Raw genomic sequence first — 19,687 nt, 5'->3', positions numbered from 1 at the left:
TTTCCGGGAACCAGATTACAGGCTTGTGAATGCAATCACAAGGCATACTCGAGATGTGCAGCTGACCGACGAAGAGATCGCGGCGATGACGCCGGCCGAGCGACGGGACCTGATCCTGCGGCTCGCGCCGAACCCGGGCGGCCTGCCGTCCCGGCGAACGATGGACCGGCTGCGCAAGTGGCGGACCGTGCTGATGCTGGTCTGCGCGGCGGCCCTGATCCCGTGGACCGTGTACCTGGCGATCACCCTGCCGAGCCACTACGTCGCCCGGAACTGGGTCGCGACCTGGGTCGGGTTCGACATCCTGCTGCTCGCGATGCTGATCCTGACCGCGCTGGCGGGCTGGAAGCGTAAGCAGTTCGTGTTCCCGACCGCGTTCGCGACCGGCGTGCTGCTGATCTGCGACGCCTGGTTCGACGTGATGACCAGTCACCGTGGCGGCGACCTCACCCAGGCGTTGCTCAGCGCACTGCTGGTCGAGCTCCCGCTGGCGTTCGTCCTGATCGCCGGCCCGCTCCGCCTGCTCCGGTACGTCGCCATCCGGCACGGCATGATCCACCCGGACTCGCATCTGTGGCGGATGCCGATCCCGATCCCGGATCTCTACCCCGGCAACAAGGTGCCACTTAGGGTGGATCCTCACGACTGAGGAGAGGGTTGCCGCATGGCCGTAGAGGTGCTGTCCGTTGTCGGTGGCGAGCGCGTGGCGGAAGCGGTACGACGTACTCCGTCGACCAATCCGGCGCGGTTGAGCGAGGTCGTCGGGACGGTGGGTAGCGCCGGGCCGGATGTGTTCGTCCGGGCTGCCTCGGTCGCGCGGGCCGCGCAGGCTGCGTGGGCGGCGACGCCGGCGCCGCAGCGCGGGCAGGTGATCTCGAACGTGGGCCGGCTGATGACCGCGAACAAGGAGCGGCTCGCCGCGCTCGTCACGCAGGAGATCGGGAAGCCGCTCGCCGAGGCGCTGGGCGAGGTGCAGGAGATCATCGACACCTGCGACTTCTTCCTCGGCGAGGGCCGCCGGCTCTACGGGCAGACGGTGCCGTCGGAGATGCCGGACAAGCAGCTGTTCACGTTCCGCCGTCCGGTCGGCACGGTCGCGGTGATCACGGCGGGCAACTTCCCGGTCGCGGTCCCGTCCTGGTACATCGTGCCGGCGTTGCTCTGCGGCAACACGGTCGTCTGGAAGCCGGCGGAGTACTCCGCGGTGGTCTCGGACGCGTTCTACGAGATCTTCGCGCACTCCGGCGTACCGGCTGGTGTCTTCAACGTCGTGTACGCCGACGGGCCGGACACGTTCACCGGTCTCGAGGAGGCACTGCGGGCCGGGCTGATCAACAAGGTCGGCTTCACCGGGTCGAGCGCGGTCGGCGAACGGATCGGCGAGCTGTGCGGCCGGCACCTGCAGACGCCGTGCCTGGAGCTCGGCGGCAAGAACCCGATGGTGATCACCGAGGACGCGGACCTCGAGCTGGCCGTCGAGGGCGCACTCTTCTCCGGCTTCGGTACGGCGGGACAGCGGTGCACCTCACTCGGTACGGCGATCGTGCATCGGTCGGTGTACGACGAGTTCCTCGACCGGTTCGCGACGGCTGTCGGCGAGGCCGCGATGGGAGATCCGGCGCAGGACGTGTTGTTCGGGCCGTTGCTGGACGAGAAGTTCGCGGCCGGGTTCGAGAAGTCGCTGGGGTGGATCGGAACGCATCACCGCGTCATCGGGCGGACGGGCCGGGTCACGGCGGACAACCCGCGGACCGGGTTCGTCGGCGATCCATCGGCCGGATTGTTCTACCACCCGGTGATCGTGGCCGGAGTGCAACCGGACGACGAGCTGTTCATGAACGAGACGTTCGGCCCGCTCGTCGGCGTCACGCCGTACTCCGAGCTGGACGAGGCGATTGCCCTAGGCAACAAGTCGGGGTACGGGCTGTCGAGCTCGATCTACACCCTCGACCCGAACAAGGCGTTCCGATTCGCGCAGGGGATCTCGGCGGGGATGGTCAGCGTGAACAACTCGACCTCCGGAGCCGAGGCACACCTGCCGTTCGGCGGCAACGGCAAGTCGGGCAACGGCTCGCGGCAGAGTGGGATCTGGGTCCTGGACCAGTTCACCCGCTGGCAGTCGATGAACTGGGACTACTCCGGCCGATTGCAGAAGGCCCAGATGGACACCGAAACCGTCGAGGCCGACCTGTCCTTCGAGCTGCCGTGACCAAGCCCCCCGCGCGTCACCCCGCCGGGGGTGTGAACAGGAACTCGGGGGTTTGAACTGGCAATAACCTGTCCCGACCCACCACACCCTGTTCACACCCCCGACGGGTGACACCGCTGGGGATGGCGGCCGGACTTGGCGTACGCGCGGTGATGGTGGAGGGGTGATGGCGGCATTGTGAGGGTGGAGGTGTGGTGATGGCGGTTGTGGGTCGAGCCGGGGAGTTGCCTGATTCCGCCGACGTGGTGATCATCGGCGGCGGGGTGATGGGGACGAGTATTGCGTTTCATCTGGCCGAGGCTGGGGTGGAGCGGGTCCTGCTGCTGGAGATGAACGAACTCGGCTCGGGGTCGACCTGCAAGGCGGCGGGTGGGGTGCGGGCGAACTTCTCCGACTCCGTGAACATCGCGCTCGGGGCGCGCAGCCTGGAGGCCTTCGCTGCCTTCCAGGAACGACCGGGCCAGGAGATCGACCTGCATCGGGTCGGGTACCTGTTCCTGCTGGATGCCGATGAGCAGGTGGAGCAGTTCCGCGAGAGCACACAACTGCAGAACACACTCGGCCAGCCGACCCGGATGATCTCGGTCGATGAAGCGGTCGCGCTCGCGCCCGTCGTCGCGCCTGATGGCTTGGTCGGCGCGTGTTTCTCGCCGACGGGCGGGCACTGTACGCCGGAGTCCGTCGTACTCGGCTACGCGACGGCCGCTCGCCGGCTCGGCGCCACGCTGGTGACCGGATGCGAGGTACTCGGAATTGATGCTGTCGGCAACTGTTTGAGTGCAGTGCGGACCGACCGGGGTGTCGTCCGGACGGGCACGGTGATCTGTGCGGCCGGTGCCTGGTCCGAGAGTCTTGCTGCGTCAGTTGGGGTCGAGTTGCCGGTCACCCCGGTGCGCCGGCAGATCGTCGTGACCGAAGCGATCGCCGGCCTCCCGGCCGAGTTGCCGATGACGATCGACTTCGGCAGCACGTTCTACTTCCATCGCGAGGGGCCCGGACTGCTGGTCGGCATGTCCGATCCGGACGAGCAGTCCGGGTTCCACCTGAACCGCACGGACACGTGGATCCCGCGGCTTACCGACGTGATGGTGCGGCGAGCGCCTGCCCTTCTCGACGTCGGTCTCATCGGCGGCTGGGCGGGGCTGTACGAGGTGACGCCCGACCACAACGCGCTGATCGGCGAGGCGGCCGACGTCTCCCGCTTCCTCTACGCCACCGGCTTCTCCGGCCACGGCTTCCTGCAGGGTCCGGCCGTCGGCGAGGTCATCCGCGATCTCTACCTGGGCCGCGAGCCGTTCGTCGACATCAGCCCGCTCGACGCCGGCCGCTTCCAGCGCTCGACAACCCGCGCCGAACGGAACGTCGTCTGATGCCTTCCTGAGTTAGTTGACGACCGCGCCCGCGGTGAGGTTGAGGGCCGTGCCGGTGAGCGATCGCGCGAGATCCGAGGCGGCGAACGCAGCGAGGGCGCCGACGTCGGAGAGGGTCGCGGCGCGTTTGAGCATCGTGCTGTCGGCGGTGTGTTTCGCGATAGCCTGCGCAGCCTTCTCGGGGAAGTCGGCCGGCAGCGCCTCCGGGATTCCGTTGGTCTGCAACGTCAGAACGCGAATCCCGCGCGGCCCGAGCTCCAGCGCCAGACCGCGCCGCAGCGCCTCGACCGCCCCGAACCCCACTTGGAAACCACCGAGGTTCACCGCCGGGTCGCCGTACCCGCCGAAGGTCAGGATCACGCCCGACCCCTGACGGATCATCTGCCGGGCGGCGGCCCGCGAGGTCAGGTAGAACGTGCGGACCATGGTCGTGATCGGCTGCTCGAAGTCCGCCAGGAGCATGTCGACCAGCGGAGTGCCGAAGAACTGCTGATGCCCGATCAGGTTGAAGGAGATGTCGATTCGCCCGACCGCTTCGGCATGTTCGTCCACGGACTTCTCGTCGAGGGCGTCGACAACCGCGGTCTCAGCAGTTCCACCGGCGGCACGGATCTCATCAGCGACCCATTCCAGGCGATCCGCTGTACGGCCGGCAAGGTGCACGGTCGCACCTTCGGCTGCGAACGCACGAGCGACCGCGCTGCCGATCGGGCCGGCCGCGCCGTACACGATCGCGTGTTTGTCGGTGAGCATCATGAGTGGGCCTCCTCGGCCAGTTCGCTGACGAGGTCGTCGAGCTGCTGCATCGAGGCGCGGATCCCGCGCTCCATGCCGCCGGCGACGTACAGGTCGCGGTCCTCGACCGCGAAGAACACTGTGTTCTGGGTCAGCGTGGTGACCCCGTCGGCCTCGTCGAAGGTGATCAGGTTCAGGTAGACGGTTCCCGGCGCCTGGTCGAACTCGTACGTCTGCACGATCCGCTCCGGCGTCGGCTCTCCGTGGTACAGCCCGTGGAACGCGTAGCCCTTGCCGTCCCGGTCGTAATGCGTCCAGCGCCAGCGGCCGCCGTGCCTCGGGTCGAGCTGGTTCACGACCAGTTCGAGGTCGGCCGGACCGAGCCAGCGCTTCACCAGGTCGGGCTCGGTGTACGCGCGGAACAGCAGCTCCCGGGGCGCGTTGAACTTCCGCACGATCACGACCTGCGGCACGCCGGGCTCCGCGACGATCTTCACGATTGCTCCTTCAGGTCGTCGAGCAGGTCGTCCAAGCGGTCGAAGCTCTCCGCCCAGTACGCGCGGTAGTCCATCAGCCAGCCGACCGCCTCGCGGAGCGGCTCGGCCTCGAGGTGGCTCAGCCGGGCCGTGGCCCGCTGGGAACGGCTGATCAGTCCGGCCTGCTCGAGCACCTTCAGGTGCTTGGAGACGGCCGGCTGCGACATGCTGAACGGCGCCGCGAGCTCCGCGACGGTCGCGTCGCCGTCCTTGAGCCGGGCGAGGATCGCCCGGCGGGTCGGGTCGGCGAGTGCCGCGAAGACGCCGGTCAGCACCATTTCAGAACCAAATGGTTTCAGAACCATATGGTTAAGGATGCGCTCGATGCGCTCCCGGCGTCAAGCCGGCGTCAGGGATGCTCCGGCGTTTCCCAGCGCTTCGGGTCACACAAGGACGGATCCCAGCCGTGATCGATGCAGTACTGCCGGAGGATCTCCTCGCGGGTCGACGGCCGGCTGGTCGGCGTCGGCGTCGGGGTTTTCGTGCTGGTGGTCGTCCGGGTCGGCTTCGGGTCGGGCGTCTGCGTGCGCTCGGTGGTCCGCGTGCTGCTCGGACGCCGGGTCGGCACCTGGGTCGGGCGCTGCGTCGGCGTTCGAGTCGGCGCCTGGATCGTCTTGGGCACGAGCGGCGGCGTGATCGTCGTCCGCGGTACGACGGGCGGCGTCGTACTCGGTGAGGCACTCGGCGACGGGGACTGTTCGCCCATCACCTTCACGGCTGCGTCATCCGAGTTGCCGCCGAACAGGCCGAGCGCGGAGGCCGCCCACAGGTTCACCCCGAGGAACAGGACCAGCGCCGCACCACCGGCGTACACAACACGGCGGGACGGACCGCCGTACTGTCCGATCGGGCCGCGGACCGGATTGCCCTTGCCGTCGACCCAGAAACTCCAGCCCTCAGGAGCCGGCGGCCAGGACGGATCGGGGCGCCATGTCTTCGGTGGGACCCAGCTGCGACGGGGTGGGGACGGCCAGCTCGGCGGTACCACGAACCGCTTCACGAGAACTCCTCCAAGCTTCGTCCAGAACCCACGGCGCACCCAGGCCAACGACGCAGACCCGATGCAGGCTACTTGCGACTCGGCTTCACCTGCGTGTCGGGCTGGCTTTTTCGATCAACCCCTTGATCGAAACCGAAGTTCGTCAGGTTAGGCTTACCTACATCGGCCGACGTCCGAAGGACCATCCGCCATGGCCTTGTCCCGTATCCGGTCGGGCAAGCTCGATCCCGCGGTCGTCAACGACAAGGTGTGGAACGCGCTGCCGGTAGTGAAGGCCGGGCACGTCGCGTACTGGGGTGGTGCACCGGTGATCAACACGGCAACGCCGAGCGGCGAGTTCTCCAGCGCGATGTCGATCGGCCGACAGCTCGGGATCAAGTACGCGCTGCCCAAACTGGTCCCGATGCTGAAGAACGCGCTGGCGGGGAAGAGCTAGAACACGTCGGTCAGCAGACGAGTGAGGTCCTCGCCGAACGGGCGGTCGCCGTCGATCGGAGGTACGACGGCGTCGACCGCCTGGAAGAGGTCGCGCAGACCCGGTGGGATCGCTCTGTCCGAGAGCGCGAAGGCTTGCCGTACGGCGAGGAGCTCGCAGGCCGTCGTCTCGCGGGTCAGGCGGATCGCTTCGGCCAGGTTGCCGACAGCCTCCCAGGAGAAGGTCTGCACGTCCTCCTGACCGTTGGACGTCTCCGTCGTACTGATTGCCGTTGGCAACGTTAGACGCCGGAGCTGGTGGGCGGTGGCGACGGCGCGTTTGTGCACGGAGACCATGCCGGCCTGCGGTCCTGGGTCTCTGGCCAGTTGCGCCGGGAGTCCGGTGACGTTCGGATCCAGCAGGCGGTGCAGTCGCGCGGTCGAGACCTCCGCGGCGTGTGCGAAGGCCGCGGTCAGGTGGTCGCAGTACGCCGTGAGGTCGATCCCGTGGAAGCCGGCCGTCCCGACGAAATCGCCGTCCAGGTACGCCGGTGAGTCCGTCACGCCGCTGAATGCCCGCTCCACCGCGGCGTCCAGCTCCGCAATCGCTCGCCGTACGTGCGCCTGGACGTGGCCCGCCACCCGGAACGACACCGGCGCCTGCAGGCTCCGCGGCTCGGGCTCGTCGCCAACGAGGTCGCGGATGCGCTGCAGCTCTCCTGCCAGCACCTCATCGCCACGCCCGACAGCTTCCCGGTACGGATCCCGGTTCGCTCCGATCACCGCGATCGCCCCCGCCGCCACCGCAGTCAGGTGCTCCGCGAGCCGACGCGAATGATGTGCGTGTAGAGCCGCCCGTCCCGTTGCGCCGGGGATGCCCGCAAGCAGGGCGATGCCCTCCTTCGGCCCGAGCTCGAACGCCGGAAGAACACCGGCCGCCGGCACCAGCCGATCCGAGCCCAGCAGCTGGCCGATTCCGACCAGTGGGCCGGCGGCGTGGGACAGCGGGATGATCTCCCCGGCTGAGCCGGCACCTTCCGCCGGGATCGCCGGCACGTACGGACTGTTGATCAGGGCAACCAACTGCTGGGCGAGTCCGGGCGAGACAGCAGCGTCCCCGGTGAGAAAGGTTCGCAGGCGGCCGAGGAGGACCGCCCGGGCTTCGGCGGGCGGCAACCAGGGCGGCCCCCCGACGGCGCGGCCGAGCAGCAGATTGCGTTGATGGGTGCGTTGCTCGGAGTCCGTCAGTCGGCGCTTGCTCATCGCGCCCATGCCGGTGTTGACGCCGTACACCGGATCGCCGGACTCGAGCCGGTGGAGCGCCGCGGCCCGGATCGCGCCCAGGCGGTTCAGGAGTTCCGGCCCGAGCTCGATCGGCTCGGGGCTTGCGGGATCGACGTCCGCGGGTTCGGTGATCAGCATGTCAGTGGAACCGGAGCATCGTGCCGGCGTCGGCGGACTCGGCTCGGCGGAGGATCAGGTACGCGATCGCCACGTCCAGCAACGACAGCCCGCGGTGCCAGAAGAGGTTGCGTTCGGCATCGTTCTCGCGGCCGGGTTTGCGCCCCGCGACGATCTCGCCGATCTCGGCGTACAGCGTCTCCGGCGACAGCCGGCCGGTGTCGACGTGCCGGCGGAGCGACCCGAACCGCCCGGACTGCGCCTCACGCCAGTCGTCCACGACCACCTTGTCCACCACGTCGAGCAGATCCAGCTCGACCGCGGAGACCGTGCCGTACGGTACGGCGAAGGCGCCCGGCTTCACCGCAGCCGTGCGGAGCAGCGGCTCGGGCTCCATCAAGCGGGTCGCTTCGACGAGTACGTCGGCGCCGTCGAACGCCTCCTCCGCGGTCGCACAGACCCGCACCGGCGTGGACAGCTCGGCCGACAACTCCGCAGCGAACTTCTCCCGGGACTCTGGCCGCCGCGACGTCACCCGGATCTCGTCGAGGTCGAGGAGGTCGTCGAGCATGGTCACGTTCCACCACGCCGTACCCCGCGCCCCCACGTGCGCAAGGATCTTGCTGTCCCGTCGCGCCAGGTGCCGCGCGCCGACCGTGGTCATCGCGCCGGTCCGGGCCGCGGTGATCATCGTCGCGTCGAGCACAGCGAGCGGTACGCCGGTGGTCGGGTCGAAGAGCGTGGCCATCGCGAGTTCGCTGGGCAGACCCTGCTGGTAGTTCGGGACGAAGTCGCCGACGACCTTGACGCCGCTGATTCCGTGCTCGCCGAGTCCGTCGAGGTGGCCGCGGAGGATGTTGAAGTGGCCGATGCCGCCGTTGTCCGGAGTCAGGTGCACCCGCGGCTCGAACGCAGTACGCCCCTCGCCGTGCTCGCGGACCGCCTCCTCGACCGCGTCCACGATCTCCAGCCGGGTCAGGCCGAGCGCGTCGATGTCCGGGCCACTCAGGAAGCGCAACCAGATGCCGTCGGCCACTTGGCTCCTTCGGTTGTCGTCGGTTGATACTTAAGTTTCTCGTCGTCACGTTACGTTCGGAGCATGGGGTCGACGACCGGGACATCGCAGCGCACCGTGATCGGGCATTCCACCGGAGACAAGGTGCTGCTGTTCGGTGGGCTGCCGCTGGTCGGGCTGGTGCTCGGCTTCTTCCTGCCCCGGATCGCGGACTGGGCGGCCGGGCGGGGCTGGGTGCCGTTCCAGGGCGTGCTCAAGGTGATCGCCGCGTGGGACGGCTGGTGGGTCGTCGCGATCTGCGTCCTCGTCGGGCTGGTCGCCGGCATCCTGCTGGCCGGGATGGCGCTCGACGACATCCTGAAGGTGACGATCACCCATCAGTCGGTCGAGTTCCTGAAGAACCAGAAGACGGTGACGGTGCCGCGGGAGAAGGTCGCGGTCGCGTTCCTGGACGGCAAGGAGATCGTCCTGCAGGACGCGTCGTCGCGGGAGCTGGCGCGCGAGAGGCACGACCAACTGAAGTCGGAGGCCCACCAGATCCCGGTCGCTTTCCGCGCTCACGGCTACCCGTGGTCCGACGCCGGCGACCCGCACGGGTCCGAGTTCCGCCGCTGGGTCGAGGACGACCCCGACCTCCCACCCGCGGTCAACGCCATCCTCAAGGTCCGCTCCAAGGCCTTCGACCAAGGCGACAAAGGCAAGGCGGACCTGCGCGAGCTCCGCGCCGAGACCAGCAACCTCGGCTACACGGTGAAGGACAAGGACAAGAAGCAGTACTGGCGCCCGACGAGCTAGGCGCCGAGGAGGTGGATCACTGCCTGGGCATAGGCCTGCTCCGCGTCCTCTGCAGTGTGCCGGCCGTCCGTCAGACTCACCCGATAGCCGCCGGGCACCGACTCCAGGGACTGGAAATGGTCACCGAGGAGAGCGCGAAGCTGTTCCTCGCGGGGCAGCCAGATGACTTCGCGTTGCTCGATGCTGTCCAGGGCCCACTCGGTGGTGCCGTTGAAGCCGATCACCTTGCTGCCCTGGTAGTCGTGCACCTCGACGGTCATGTCGCTCACCACGAACACGTCGTCGTCCATATCCCGGTCCGGTACGACGAATCGGTCGCCCGCCGACGGGCTCCACAGCACCCCGGCCTTGCGCAGTCGTCCGGCCTGCTCGATCGTGATCACCCTTCCATCCTCCCCACGGCACGCAAACGCCGCAGGTCGGCGGCGAGCCGTGGGAGGACGAGGGTCAGCGGCTCAGGGCGCTCCGCAGCTCGTCGGCGCGGTGCGCGATCCGGTCCCGGCACTCCGTGGTCAGCGGCAGGTCGATGAGCGCACTGGCCTGCAGATGCGTGAGCCCGAACCCGGCGCGGAGCCGTCGTACGGCGGTGTCGCGGTCCGCGGAGGTCCGCAGTACCTCGGCCACCTCGTCCCGGCGCTCGAACGCTGTTAGTACGCCGTCGTAGATCTCGAGCTGCGTGTACGCCGACCGGTCCGGCTCCGGTACGGCGGTCACGTCGCCCTTGTCGCTGGAGCGGACCACCTGCCGCCACAGTGCGGGCACGGCCAGGCGGGCGCGGGTGTAGCGCCGGGTCAGGGGCTGCGCGTAGGTCATGGTCATGGTGAGATCCCCCTTGGGTTTCAGTCGGCCTTGGCGACCGCGTGCGGTTCGCGCGGCGGACACTTGGTACCGGGCGCGGTCAGCGCCTCGAAGTGCCACGGTTCGTTGTCGTAGCGGCGGCACACGCCGTACCGCCAGCCGTTCTTGTTCAGCCAGGTCATGGCGGCCGCCGGACCGATGTCCACAGCCTTGCCCTGCACGTGGGCGGAGTACTTCGGCGGCAGCACCCAGCGGGTCGCCACCTTGTACGAGCCGTACTTCTTGATCGCCGCGTTCAGCAGGCGCTGCTGTTTCGACGCGCTGCGCCGGGCGGAGGTGATGCTGATCGTGATGCCGTCCGCCTTCGCGGCTGCCATCGCCTTCTTCAGGCGGGCCTTCAGCTTCGGTGACAGGCCGTTGATGCTCTCCTCCCGCACCACCGGGGTCGACTCCTTCGTCGACGTCTTCGTGGGAGTCGACGACGGGGTCTTCGTGGGGGTGGTGGACGGCGGGCGGGTCGGCCGGCGTGAGGGCGTCGGGGTGCTGCTCGCCGGCGGCGCGCCGATCGCAGGCGCGCTCACGGTCGACACCACGGGCTCCTTGTCCGCGGCCAGGCCGAGGAAGTCCCCGACCTGCGCGTGCCAGAGCAGCAGCGAACCGGCGACCGCACCGACCCCGACCACACCGATCACGGACAGCAACCGCGTCCGCACCACGCCAGATCGGCGCGGCGGCAGGTTGCCTGTCATCGGGCCTCCCGGCCTGGACTGAGGAGCGTAGGGAGCGAAGCGACCGGAGCAACGAGGGAAGGCCGGGAGCAACAGCCCGATGACACGCCGCGACGGAGTCGCGGCATCAGCAGAGTCATGGGGTAAAGCCTCTCGGATCGGGCGGGTGGGCGCATCGGTCCCAGGGACCGTCCTCGCGTCCCATTCGTAGCCCCTGAGTATCAGTTCGGACGCCGCGCCTCCTCCAAAAGTTGGAGAGACTGCCCCTCCGGGCAGATGAAGCTTCGGCAAACACGAACTGACTACGCTGGGCGACGTGATGGGACTCTGGCGTCGGTTGTCGCAGGGGCAGCAGGATCTGCTGCTCGCTGCGGTGATCGGCCTGGTCTGGTTCGCCGCACTGAACCTCATCAACGGCACCGGACTGCGCCCACACAACCCGGCCGTCTCCGTGGTGACGGGCGTCTTCCTGGTCGCCACGGTCGCGTTCGTACGCCGGATCCCCCGCACGATGCTGCTGATCGTCTCGGTGCTGTACCCGTTCCTGTACGCCGCCGTCGGCACCGGCCTCGCGGCGCAGCTCGGGCTGACGATCTTCGGCCAGCCTGAGATCAGCGACGCCGCGCTGCAGTCGGAGATCCACCTCGTCCCGCTGCTCGTCGTCGGGTACCTGGCGGCGTCGGCCGGCGTACGGCGCTTCACCTGCTTGTTCTTCACGATGGGCAGTCTGGCCGGTCTGATGATCGGACTGCCAACCGTGGTCGCGGTCGTCCTCAGTCATGTGAACCGCGACGTCCTGCGCGGCGATCGGTACCAGAGCCTGCCGCGCAACGTCGGGAGCCTCTACTCCTATATCGATGTCTCACTGTTCGTGTTCGCGGAGGCACTGATCTGCGGGATGGTGCTGCTCGGCGCGGATGCCCGGCGGCGGCGCAAGAGTGTGGCCTTGCTGCAGCAACGGAACGCCGAGCTGGTCCGGCTGCGCGCGGTCGAGGCCGAGCGGGCGGCCGTGGCGGAGCGGACCCGGATCGCGCGCGACCTGCACGACGTGATCTCGCACCACGTCAGCGCGGTCGTCATCCGCGCCCAGGCCGCCGACCGGGTGGCCGACGAGCGTCCCGAAGCACTGCGGGAGGCGATCCGCTGGATCATTGCCAGCGGCAAGGAAGCACTGACCGCGATGCGGGAGACGGTCCGGGTGCTGAACACGGCCTCGCCGCAGATCGCCGGCGACACCGGTTCGGGCGGCGGGACCGCGCCGGTGCCGGACCTGGCGGACGTGGCCCGGATGGGCGAGCGACTGAAGGCGGTCGGGATCGACGTGACGATGGAGCTTCCGCCGCGGCAGCGCCGGCTCACGTCGGCGACCGACCTGACCGCGGTGCGGATCATCCAGGAGGCGCTGACCAACGTGATGGTGCACGCGAAGGCGACCGCGGCGCAGGTGACCTGGCAGAGTGGGCCTCAGGGTGAGCTGCTCACCATCGACGACAACGGGAACGGCGGACCGCCGCCGGTGAACGTGCTGGAGACCGCGCGCCGGAGCGAGAGCGGCCGCGGCAACGGGCTGATCGGGATGCGGGAACGGGCCACAGCGGTCGGCGGCACCCTCGCCGTCGCGGCCGGTCCCCTGGGTGGATGGAGAGTGCAGGCATGGCTGCCGCCGCAGAACTGAGCGAGTCGATCCGGATCCTGGTCGCCGACGACCAGGGTGTGATCCGGATGGGGCTGGCGATGATCCTCGACCATGAGCCGGACCTGACCACGGTCGCCCAGGCCGAGAACGGAGAGGAGGCGCTCCGGCTGATCGAGCAGTACGACCCGGACGTCGTCCTGATGGACATCCGGATGCCGGTGATGGACGGTCTGGTCGCGACCGAGCGGATCACGACCGCCAACCGGGAGGCCGGGCGCGCGCGGCCCGCCGTACTGGTGCTGACCACGTTCGACGACGAGGCCTATGTGCTGGCCGCGGTACGCGCCGGGGCGTCCGGGTTCCTGCTGAAGGACACCGACCCCGATCTCCTCGTGGCCGCCGTCCGCGCGGTGTACCGCGGCGACTCGCTCGTCGACCCGGCCTCGACGCGGGTGCTGCTGGAGCGCTGCATGGAGCTCGAGCGCCAGTTCGACGGCGGTACGCCGAACGCCGCGCCCGCGCAGCCGGATGCCCGCTGGGCCGGACTGCTCGCCCACCTGAGCGAGCGGGAACGCGAGATCCTGGTCTGGATGGCCCGCGGGCTGTCCAACCGCGACCTCGCGACGAAGCTGTTCGTCAGCGAGACCACGATCAAGACCCACGTGAGCTCGGTGTTGTCGAAGCTCGGCCTGTCCAGCCGGGTCCAGGCCGTGGTCGTCGCCTACGAGGCCGGCGTGGTCCGGCCGGGCGAAGCGGACGTGCGCTGGGACTCCTGACCAGGTGACCGACGAGTCTGAGAAGCAGCGGTGGGACGCCTACTTCATCGGCCCGCACAGCAACGTGCTGCGCAACAAGCTCGGGCTGCGGAACTACGAGAAGCTCCGCATCGCGGAGTACAAGCTCCGGGCACTCCGGCAGCTCGAGATCGAACGTGGAGACGTCGAGATCCCGCGAACCTTCGACGCGGCTCATCTCCGGGCACTCCATCGGCATCTGCTGCAGGACGTCTACGAGTGGGCCGGTGAGTTCCGCGACCTTCCCGTGGTCAAGGACAAGAAGGGGTTCGTGGCCCACCAGGAGCTGGAGACCTGGCTCGACGACGTCGGCCGGCGGGTTCGCGGCCTGGTCTGGCCGACGATGGCGCGGCGGGAGTTCGTGGAGAACATCTCCGCGGTGTACGCCGACGTGAACGTGGCCCATCCGTTCCGGGAGGGAAACGGGGTGGCCTGCAAGCTGTACATCAGCCAGCTGTCCGAGCTCTCGCCGTACGAGATCAGGTACGACCGGGTGAGCAAGGAGAGGTGGGACCAGGCCGCCGGGGCGACGCTGCCGCCGGGTCGGATCGCCACCGCGGCGAATCCGTGGCCGATGTACGCGGTGTTCGAGCGGATCTCCTTCGAGCGGGAGGCTCCGCCCGGTCTGGCCGAGGCGGCTCGGCTGCACGCGTCGGCGTACCCGCAGCAGCAGGTGGGGTCGCAGCCGACCGCGGCTCGTGGACTAGGTGAACAACCAGAGCGCAACCGCCCCCGCGGCGAGCAGAATCACAACGGTCACAGCTTGGCTTAGCACCGACGCCTTCTGGCGCCGGGGTAGGAAGTCCCCAGTCATGCTTCCAGGGTTGCTCGCGAAAGCGCGCCACCCATCGGCCGTCAGGATGGTTCCGGCCTACTACCTCAGGATGAGCTGGTTGCTGACAGCCCCTGCCTTAGTCCCCGAAGTACTCTCGCCGGACCTTCTTCGGGACGCACAGCGACCAGGCGTCGAGGATCAGCTCGCGGAGTTCGTCGTACTCGACGGCCGCCAGGTTGAGCTCGATCCACTGGAAGCGCTCGTCGGACGGGCGCGGCGGGAGGAACTTGTCCGGCTCGGCGGCCAGCGCGGCGGCGCGTTCCTCGCGCGGGAAGCCCAGGCCGATGGTCTGCTCGTCGGCCGCGACCGCGAGGTACACGATCTGGCCGACGCGGAACTTGATCCGGTCGCGGACCAGTACCTCGTAGCTGCGCGGGAGGTCCGCGGTGATTTCGCGGATGTCGGTGAGATCGACCACGTTCCCACGATAGACAGCCAGCACTGACAGGTCTTGTCAGTATTTCCGCCGGTACCTTGGTTGGATGTCTGGTGTCGCGAGCGCGGTCGAGGGGGCCGAGGTGGTGTTCCGCCTCGGTGACGCTCCGCATGCGTTCAGCGGCGTTCGGTTGTGGCAGGAGCTCGGTCTGCCGGCCGAGCTGCTCGAGTTCAAGCCGGTCGACTACGGCTGGGAGCTGCGGCTGCCGCGGCCGTCGGTGCACCGGATGGAGTACCTGTTCGACATCGCGGACCTCGGGACGCGGACCGATCCGACGAATCCACGGACCGTCGGCGGCGCGTTCGGGCACCACTCCTGGCTGCCCCTGCCCGGGTACGTCGAACCTGCCTGGCTCACCGTGCAGCCGATCCCGTCGACGCTGACCCCATTGACCGCGGAGTCCCCGGTCGGGCCGGTCAACGTGCAGGTCTGGGCGCCGGAGGGCATCGCGCCGACCTTCGAGCTGCCCCTGCTGCTCGCCCACGACGGTCCAGAGTTCGCCGCGTACGCCGGTCTCGTGCAGTACGCCGGCGCCATGGTCGCCCGGTCCACGCTGCCGCCGTTCCGGCTCGCCCTGATCGAGCCGACAGCCCGCAACCTCTGGTACGCCGCCAATCCGCAGTACGCCGACGCCTTGACGCAGCACGTCCTGCCCGCGGTCGGGACGTCGTACCGCAGCCGGCGTCCGGTGCTGATGGGGGCCAGCCTGGGCGCGCTGGCGGCGCTGCATGCGGAGTGGCAGCATCCGGGCACGTTCGACGGGCTGTTCCTGCAGTCGGGGTCGTTCTTCACGCCGGGCACGGACCCGCAGGAGTCCCGGTTCGAGTTCTACGCCGAGGTGACCGGGTTCGTCGAGCAGGTGCTGACGGCAACCACGGCGCCGAGTGCGCCGCCGGTCGGGATGACCGCCGGGACGACCGAGGAGAACGTGCACAACAACCGGGTGATGGCGGCGCGGCTGGCCGAGCTCGGGTTCGAGGTGACGTTCGACGAAACACCCGACATGCACAACTTCACAGCCTGGCGGGATGTGCTCCATCCTGATCTGACGGATCTACTGCGGCAGACCTGGGGTGGGGCTGATGGAACGGGAGCAGGCCGAGTTGGAGGCGCCGGGGCTTGATCGCCCCGGAACGGTGATCCGCTACGGGCATTTCGGCCGCCCGGTGCTGGTCTTTCCGAGCGAGCAGGGCCGAGCCTGGGACTACGAGAGCAACGGCATGGTCGGCGCCGTCGCCTCGCTGATCGAGGCCGGACGGGTCAAGTTGTACTGCGTGGACTCCTACGACCACGTCAGCTGGTCGGACCGGAGCATCCAGCTCGAGGACCGCGCCCGCCGGCACGAGCTGTACGAGTCCTGGATCGTGAACCAGGTCGTACCGACCATCGCCGCGGACTCGCCCGGGGTCGGCGACATCATCACGACCGGCTGCAGTCTCGGCGCTTTTCATGCTTTCAACTTCGCGTTCAAGCGGGCCGACCTGTTCCCGATCGCGATCTGCCAGTCGGGCAACTACGACGCGAGCAGTTGGCACGCCTGGGGCGAGCGCGGCGACGCGACGTACTTCAACAATCCGGCCGACTACCTGCCGAACCTTTCCGGTGACCATCTCGACTATTTGCGCGCGCGGCTGTTCATTGTGCTCACGGTCGGACAGGGTGACTGGGAGACGAACCCGACCGGCTCCTTGCCGTCGGCTCGCGCCACCGACGCTGCGCTGACTGCAAAGAGCATCCCCCATGAGCTGGACATGTGGGGGTACGACGTAGCACACGACTGGCCCTGGTGGCAGCAGCAGATCGCCCATCACCTGCCCAGATTCTGTTAGGAGTACTTGTGGCTGACCGCTCAAGGCATTTGATCGGGTTGTTGCTGGGAGCCGAGGAGGACTGGCCGCAGGCGTTCGAGGCGTTGCTGCAGCGGGTCGGCCCGGTCGCGCTGGACGGGCACGAGCACGAGTTCGGGTCCCGGCGGCTGACCATCGAGCCGTTCGACCTGAACGACCCGGTCCGGGTCGGGCTGGTGATCGACCGGCTCGCGTACTGGTACTACCACCCGCGCGAGTGGCTGAAGAAGGCCGCGCTGATGAACGGCACGTACCTGCTGAACTCCCCGTTCACGTTCCAGGCGATGGAGAAGCATTCGGCGTACTGCGCGATGCTGCGGCTCGGGCTGAAGATCCCGCGGACCGTGCTGGTGCCGTACAAGAACCCGGTCGACAACGTGCGCTGGGCGTACACGTCGGCGAAGTACAACCGGCCGTTCGACCTGGACGCGATCGCCGACGACCTCGGCTACCCGCTGTACATGAAGCCGTTCGACGGCGGCGGGTGGCGCGGGGTCTCGCGGATCAACAACCGCGACGACCTGCACCGCGCGTACGACGAGTCGGACGAGATGCTGATGCACCTGCAGGCCACGGTCGAGTACGACAAGTTCGCCCGGGCGCTGTCGATCGGCGCCGAGACGATGGTGATGGACTTCCGTCCGGACGAGCCGATGCACAACCGGTACGCCGTCTCGCACGGCTTCCTGAGTCCGTCCGCCGGGCATCAGACGGTGGCGATCAGCCGGATCGTGAACGCGTTCTTCGGCTGGGAGTTCAACTCCTGCGAGATGCTCGTCGCCGGCGACGACGTGTACCCGATCGACTACGCGAACGCCTGCCCGGACGTCGCGGTCACGTCGCTGCACTACTACTTCCCCTGGGCGATCAGCGCGCTGGTGAAGTGGTCGGTCTTCTCGCTCGCCACCGGCCGGCGCAGCAAGGTCGACCTGCGCACCGAGCGGTACTTCGACATCGCCGACGACCCGTCCCTGGACTACGACGCCAAGCTCGACGCATACCTCGCACTCGCGGACGAGCACTTCGAAACCGCGAAGTACCAGGAGTGGTGCGCCGAACACCTGCCCGACTTCGACCTCCGCGTCCGCGAGTGGGTCGCCGGCTCCGACTTCGACCGCCTGCTCCGCGAGACCGTCGTCGCGACGTACCCGGAACACGAGCAGGACAAATTCCACGCCCACTTCAAGGGCCTGACCGACCTGTGGGTGGCGGATCAGGCAGGCTAGAGGGCGTGCGTGACGCGGAGGTACCGGCGTGGTGGCGGCGGCTCGGGCTGGACGGGCTGGTGGATGTGCATGTGCACTTCCTGCCGGACCGGGTGATGAACGCGGTCTGGGCGTACTTCGACCAGGCCGGTGAGCATTACGGCACCGAGTGGCCGATCACCTACCGGACCTCGGTCGAGGAACGGCTGAAGACGCTGGACGCGTTGGGCGTTCGGGCGTTCCCGGCGCTGGTCTACCCGCACAAGCCGGGGATGGCTTCGTCGTTGAACTCCTGGGCCCGGGATTTCGCTGCTGTGACGCCTGGATGTGTGGCGAGCGGCACGTTCTTCGACGAGCCGTCGGCCTCGGGTTATGTGCACGAGGCCTTGGAGTTGGGGACGCGGATCTTCAAGGTGCATGTCCAGGTCGGCGATTACGACCCTCGGTCCGGCGAGCTCGACGACGTGTGGGGCCAGCTGGCCGAGGCCGGCGTACCGGTCGTCGTCCACTGCGGGTCCGGCCCGATCCGCGGGCGGCACACCGGTCCCGGGCCGATGGGCGAGGTGTTGCGCAGACATCCTCGGCTCACCGCGGTCATCGCCCACCTCGGCATGCCGGAGTACGCCGAGCATCTCGCGCTCACGTCGTACCCGAATGTCCATCTGGACACGACGATGGCTTTGACGCCGTTCACCGAAGCGATGATGCCGTTTCCTCGCGAGCTCGTGCCGCGGTTGGGTGAGCTACAGGACCGGATCGTGCTGGGGACCGACTTCCCGAACATCCCGTACGAGTACGCCGTACAGCTCGAGGTGCTCGAGGCGCTGGATCTGGGCGATGACTGGCTGCGTGCGGTCTGCTGGGAGAACGGGGCGCGGTTACTCGGCCTTGCAGGGGCCGCCGAGGGGTGAGCAGCAGCCCTCGCCGCGCCGGGCCTCGACACCTTCGCGGATCGCGACGGCCGCGATGATCAGGCCTGCGATCGGGTCGGCCCAGGACCAGCCCAGGGTGGCGTTGAGGAGGAGTCCAACCAGAAGGACCGCCGAGAGATAGGTACACAGAAGGGTCTGGGTGGAGTCGGCGACGACGGCGTTCGAGCCGAGCGCCTTTCCAGTGCGACGCTGCGCCCAGGAGAGGAACGGCATCACGATCAGGGACGCGATCGCGAGGCCGATGCCTACGTTCGAGGTGTCCGGGTGGGCACCGATGATGAGCGTGCGGATCGACTCGAAGCCGACGTACGCGGCCAACGCGAAGAAGGAGAAGGCGAGGAGGCGGAGGGCTCGGCGTTCGCGGGACTCCGGGAGCGGGTGGCGGAACTGCCACAGGATGATCAGGCCGCTGGAGACTTCGACGACCGAGTCCAGGCCGAAGCCGACCAGGGCGACCGATCCGGCGACGATTCCCGACGTGACCGCGACGACCGCCTCGACCACGTTGTAGGCAACGGATGCGCCGGCCAGCAACTGTGCGCGCTTCCCCAGCCGACGGCGCTCGACGGGATCGACCGCCCAGGTGGCACCTAGCTGCAGTGGTTCACTCATGGCGTTGCGTTCTGCGTCAGCCCGTAGTTCGGGCAGAGGGCGACGGCGTCGCCGGTCAGGCCGAGGAGGCGTTCGGCCGCGGCCAGCAGGTCCATCGTCGCCTCGGGGTGCGACAGGCTGAACATCGACGCCCTCCCCTGCGGGCGCGACTCGACCAGCCCGCAGTCCCGCAGACACGCGAGATGTTTGGAGACCGTGGACTGCGCGAGCCCGAGATGCTCGGTCAGATCGACGACGCGATGCTCCCCCGACGCCAGATGCCGCACGATCGCCAGCCGCGACGCATCACTGAACCCATGGAACAAACACCCGGCCACCGCCAGGGCCGCGGTCTCGTCCACCACACTCATCGCCATTTGGCGATGTTATCGCACTTCGGCTGCTGCCGG

At 68.5% G+C, this 19,687-nt stretch carries 24 protein-coding genes; 12 read left to right on the top strand and 12 right to left on the bottom strand.

Annotated features, from left to right (window positions below; all coding sequences use genetic code 11):
• The first annotated feature begins 55 nt into the window (after window positions 1-55).
• From OHA18_RS19045 to OHA18_RS19035, 3 genes are all read left to right on the top strand, one after another.
• Window positions 56-649, top strand: a complete 594-nt coding sequence (locus tag OHA18_RS19045) for a hypothetical protein (protein ID WP_329005468.1) — start codon at window positions 56-58, stop codon at window positions 647-649.
• A gap of 15 nt (window positions 650-664) precedes the next feature.
• Window positions 665-2,209, top strand: coding sequence for an aldehyde dehydrogenase family protein (locus OHA18_RS19040; protein ID WP_329005467.1), 1,545 nt, complete (start codon window positions 665-667; stop codon window positions 2,207-2,209).
• A gap of 197 nt (window positions 2,210-2,406) precedes the next feature.
• On the top strand, window positions 2,407-3,579 hold the full coding sequence (locus OHA18_RS19035; RefSeq protein WP_329005466.1) for an NAD(P)/FAD-dependent oxidoreductase: 1,173 nt from the start codon (window positions 2,407-2,409) through the stop codon (window positions 3,577-3,579).
• A gap of 12 nt (window positions 3,580-3,591) precedes the next feature.
• Here the strand turns inward: OHA18_RS19035 and OHA18_RS19030 are convergent, their stop codons facing one another.
• The 4 genes from OHA18_RS19030 to OHA18_RS19015 form a co-directional block, all read right to left on the bottom strand.
• Window positions 3,592-4,335 (bottom strand): SDR family NAD(P)-dependent oxidoreductase, encoded by a 744-nt coding sequence (locus OHA18_RS19030; protein WP_329005465.1) that lies wholly within the window; start codon window positions 4,333-4,335, stop codon window positions 3,592-3,594.
• The gene (locus OHA18_RS19025) at window positions 4,332-4,811 is read right to left on the bottom strand and encodes an SRPBCC family protein (protein WP_329005464.1); all 480 of its coding nucleotides are present in this window, start codon (window positions 4,809-4,811) and stop codon (window positions 4,332-4,334) included. The genes OHA18_RS19030 and OHA18_RS19025 overlap by 4 nt, the downstream gene beginning before the upstream one ends.
• Entirely contained in the window at window positions 4,808-5,128 is a 321-nt protein-coding gene (locus tag OHA18_RS19020; protein WP_329005463.1) for an ArsR/SmtB family transcription factor, read from the bottom strand. Before OHA18_RS19020 ends, OHA18_RS19025 begins: the two co-directional genes overlap by 4 nt.
• Before the next feature lie 71 nt (window positions 5,129-5,199).
• A complete protein-coding gene (locus tag OHA18_RS19015) occupies window positions 5,200-5,850 on the bottom strand; it encodes a hypothetical protein (protein WP_329005462.1) in 651 nt (216 codons plus the stop codon).
• A 190-nt stretch (window positions 5,851-6,040) separates the two neighbouring features.
• On the opposite strand from OHA18_RS19015, the gene OHA18_RS19010 reads away from it, so the two are divergent.
• Entirely contained in the window at window positions 6,041-6,286 is a 246-nt protein-coding gene (locus tag OHA18_RS19010; RefSeq protein WP_329005461.1) for a hypothetical protein, read from the top strand.
• On the opposite strand, the gene OHA18_RS19005 is transcribed toward OHA18_RS19010, so the two are convergent.
• Together OHA18_RS19005 and OHA18_RS19000 are read right to left on the bottom strand one after the other, a co-directional pair.
• A complete protein-coding gene (locus tag OHA18_RS19005) occupies window positions 6,283-7,686 on the bottom strand; it encodes an aromatic amino acid lyase (protein WP_329005460.1) in 1,404 nt (467 codons plus the stop codon). The two genes, OHA18_RS19010 and OHA18_RS19005, sit on opposite strands and share 4 nt — an antisense overlap.
• A gap of 1 nt (window position 7,687) precedes the next feature.
• Window positions 7,688-8,701: an ornithine cyclodeaminase family protein gene (locus tag OHA18_RS19000; protein WP_329005459.1), complete on the bottom strand. Its 1,014-nt coding sequence runs from the start codon at window positions 8,699-8,701 to the stop codon at window positions 7,688-7,690.
• Between the two features lie 63 nt (window positions 8,702-8,764).
• Between OHA18_RS19000 and OHA18_RS18995 the strand changes: the two genes are divergently transcribed.
• Window positions 8,765-9,475, top strand: coding sequence for a YqeB family protein (locus OHA18_RS18995; RefSeq protein ID WP_329005458.1), 711 nt, complete (start codon window positions 8,765-8,767; stop codon window positions 9,473-9,475).
• Here OHA18_RS18995 and OHA18_RS18990 read toward each other — a convergent pair.
• From OHA18_RS18990 to OHA18_RS18980, 3 genes are all read right to left on the bottom strand, one after another.
• Window positions 9,472-9,858 carry a pilus assembly protein CpaE gene (locus tag OHA18_RS18990; RefSeq protein ID WP_329005457.1) on the bottom strand — a complete coding sequence of 129 codons (387 nt, stop codon included), beginning with the start codon at window positions 9,856-9,858 and terminating at the stop codon, window positions 9,472-9,474. The genes OHA18_RS18995 and OHA18_RS18990 overlap by 4 nt on opposite strands.
• Before the next feature lie 64 nt (window positions 9,859-9,922).
• The gene (locus OHA18_RS18985; protein WP_329005456.1) at window positions 9,923-10,294 is read right to left on the bottom strand and encodes a hypothetical protein; all 372 of its coding nucleotides are present in this window, start codon (window positions 10,292-10,294) and stop codon (window positions 9,923-9,925) included.
• Window positions 10,295-10,314: 20 nt separating this feature from the next.
• The gene (locus OHA18_RS18980; protein ID WP_329005455.1) at window positions 10,315-11,022 is read right to left on the bottom strand and encodes a M15 family metallopeptidase; all 708 of its coding nucleotides are present in this window, start codon (window positions 11,020-11,022) and stop codon (window positions 10,315-10,317) included.
• Between the two features lie 298 nt (window positions 11,023-11,320).
• Between OHA18_RS18980 and OHA18_RS18975 the strand changes: the two genes are divergently transcribed.
• Genes OHA18_RS18975 through OHA18_RS18965 form a run of 3 tightly spaced genes read left to right on the top strand, consistent with a single transcriptional unit; the run spans window position 11,321 to window position 14,203 of the window.
• Window positions 11,321-12,676 (top strand): sensor histidine kinase, encoded by a 1,356-nt coding sequence (locus OHA18_RS18975; RefSeq protein WP_329005454.1) that lies wholly within the window; start codon window positions 11,321-11,323, stop codon window positions 12,674-12,676.
• On the top strand, window positions 12,673-13,413 hold the full coding sequence (locus tag OHA18_RS18970; RefSeq protein WP_329006135.1) for a response regulator transcription factor: 741 nt from the start codon (window positions 12,673-12,675) through the stop codon (window positions 13,411-13,413). The genes OHA18_RS18975 and OHA18_RS18970 overlap by 4 nt, the downstream gene beginning before the upstream one ends.
• Window positions 13,414-13,417: 4 nt before the next feature.
• Window positions 13,418-14,203, top strand: coding sequence for a Fic/DOC family protein (locus OHA18_RS18965; RefSeq protein ID WP_329005453.1), 786 nt, complete (start codon window positions 13,418-13,420; stop codon window positions 14,201-14,203).
• A gap of 139 nt (window positions 14,204-14,342) precedes the next feature.
• On the opposite strand, the gene OHA18_RS18960 is transcribed toward OHA18_RS18965, so the two are convergent.
• On the bottom strand, window positions 14,343-14,684 hold the full coding sequence (locus OHA18_RS18960; protein WP_329005452.1) for an MmcQ/YjbR family DNA-binding protein: 342 nt from the start codon (window positions 14,682-14,684) through the stop codon (window positions 14,343-14,345).
• Window positions 14,685-14,748: 64 nt separating this feature from the next.
• Here OHA18_RS18960 and OHA18_RS18955 point away from each other — a divergent pair, with 64 nt between their 5' ends.
• Genes OHA18_RS18955 through OHA18_RS18940 form a run of 4 tightly spaced genes read left to right on the top strand, consistent with a single transcriptional unit; the run spans window position 14,749 to window position 18,665 of the window.
• Window positions 14,749-15,825, top strand: a complete 1,077-nt coding sequence (locus OHA18_RS18955; RefSeq protein WP_329005451.1) for an alpha/beta hydrolase — start codon at window positions 14,749-14,751, stop codon at window positions 15,823-15,825.
• Entirely contained in the window at window positions 15,785-16,531 is a 747-nt protein-coding gene (locus OHA18_RS18950) for an esterase family protein (protein ID WP_329005450.1), read from the top strand. The genes OHA18_RS18955 and OHA18_RS18950 overlap by 41 nt, the downstream gene beginning before the upstream one ends.
• A gap of 8 nt (window positions 16,532-16,539) precedes the next feature.
• Window positions 16,540-17,775: an ATP-grasp domain-containing protein gene (locus tag OHA18_RS18945; protein ID WP_329005449.1), complete on the top strand. Its 1,236-nt coding sequence runs from the start codon at window positions 16,540-16,542 to the stop codon at window positions 17,773-17,775.
• 5 nt (window positions 17,776-17,780) lie between these two features.
• Entirely contained in the window at window positions 17,781-18,665 is an 885-nt protein-coding gene (locus OHA18_RS18940; RefSeq protein WP_329005448.1) for an amidohydrolase family protein, read from the top strand.
• On the opposite strand, the gene OHA18_RS18935 is transcribed toward OHA18_RS18940, so the two are convergent.
• Both OHA18_RS18935 and OHA18_RS18930 read right to left on the bottom strand, forming a co-directional pair.
• Window positions 18,633-19,298, bottom strand: coding sequence for a cation diffusion facilitator family transporter (locus OHA18_RS18935; protein WP_329005447.1), 666 nt, complete (start codon window positions 19,296-19,298; stop codon window positions 18,633-18,635). The genes OHA18_RS18940 and OHA18_RS18935 overlap by 33 nt on opposite strands.
• On the bottom strand, window positions 19,295-19,654 hold the full coding sequence (locus OHA18_RS18930) for an ArsR/SmtB family transcription factor (RefSeq protein WP_442914395.1): 360 nt from the start codon (window positions 19,652-19,654) through the stop codon (window positions 19,295-19,297). Before OHA18_RS18930 ends, OHA18_RS18935 begins: the two co-directional genes overlap by 4 nt.
• Window positions 19,655-19,687: the final 33 nt, after the last annotated feature.

The organism is Kribbella sp. NBC_00709, from assembly GCF_036226565.1.
GTDB lineage: Bacteria > Actinomycetota > Actinomycetes > Propionibacteriales > Kribbellaceae > Kribbella.
This window is presented reverse-complemented; position numbering and strand designations above follow the sequence as displayed.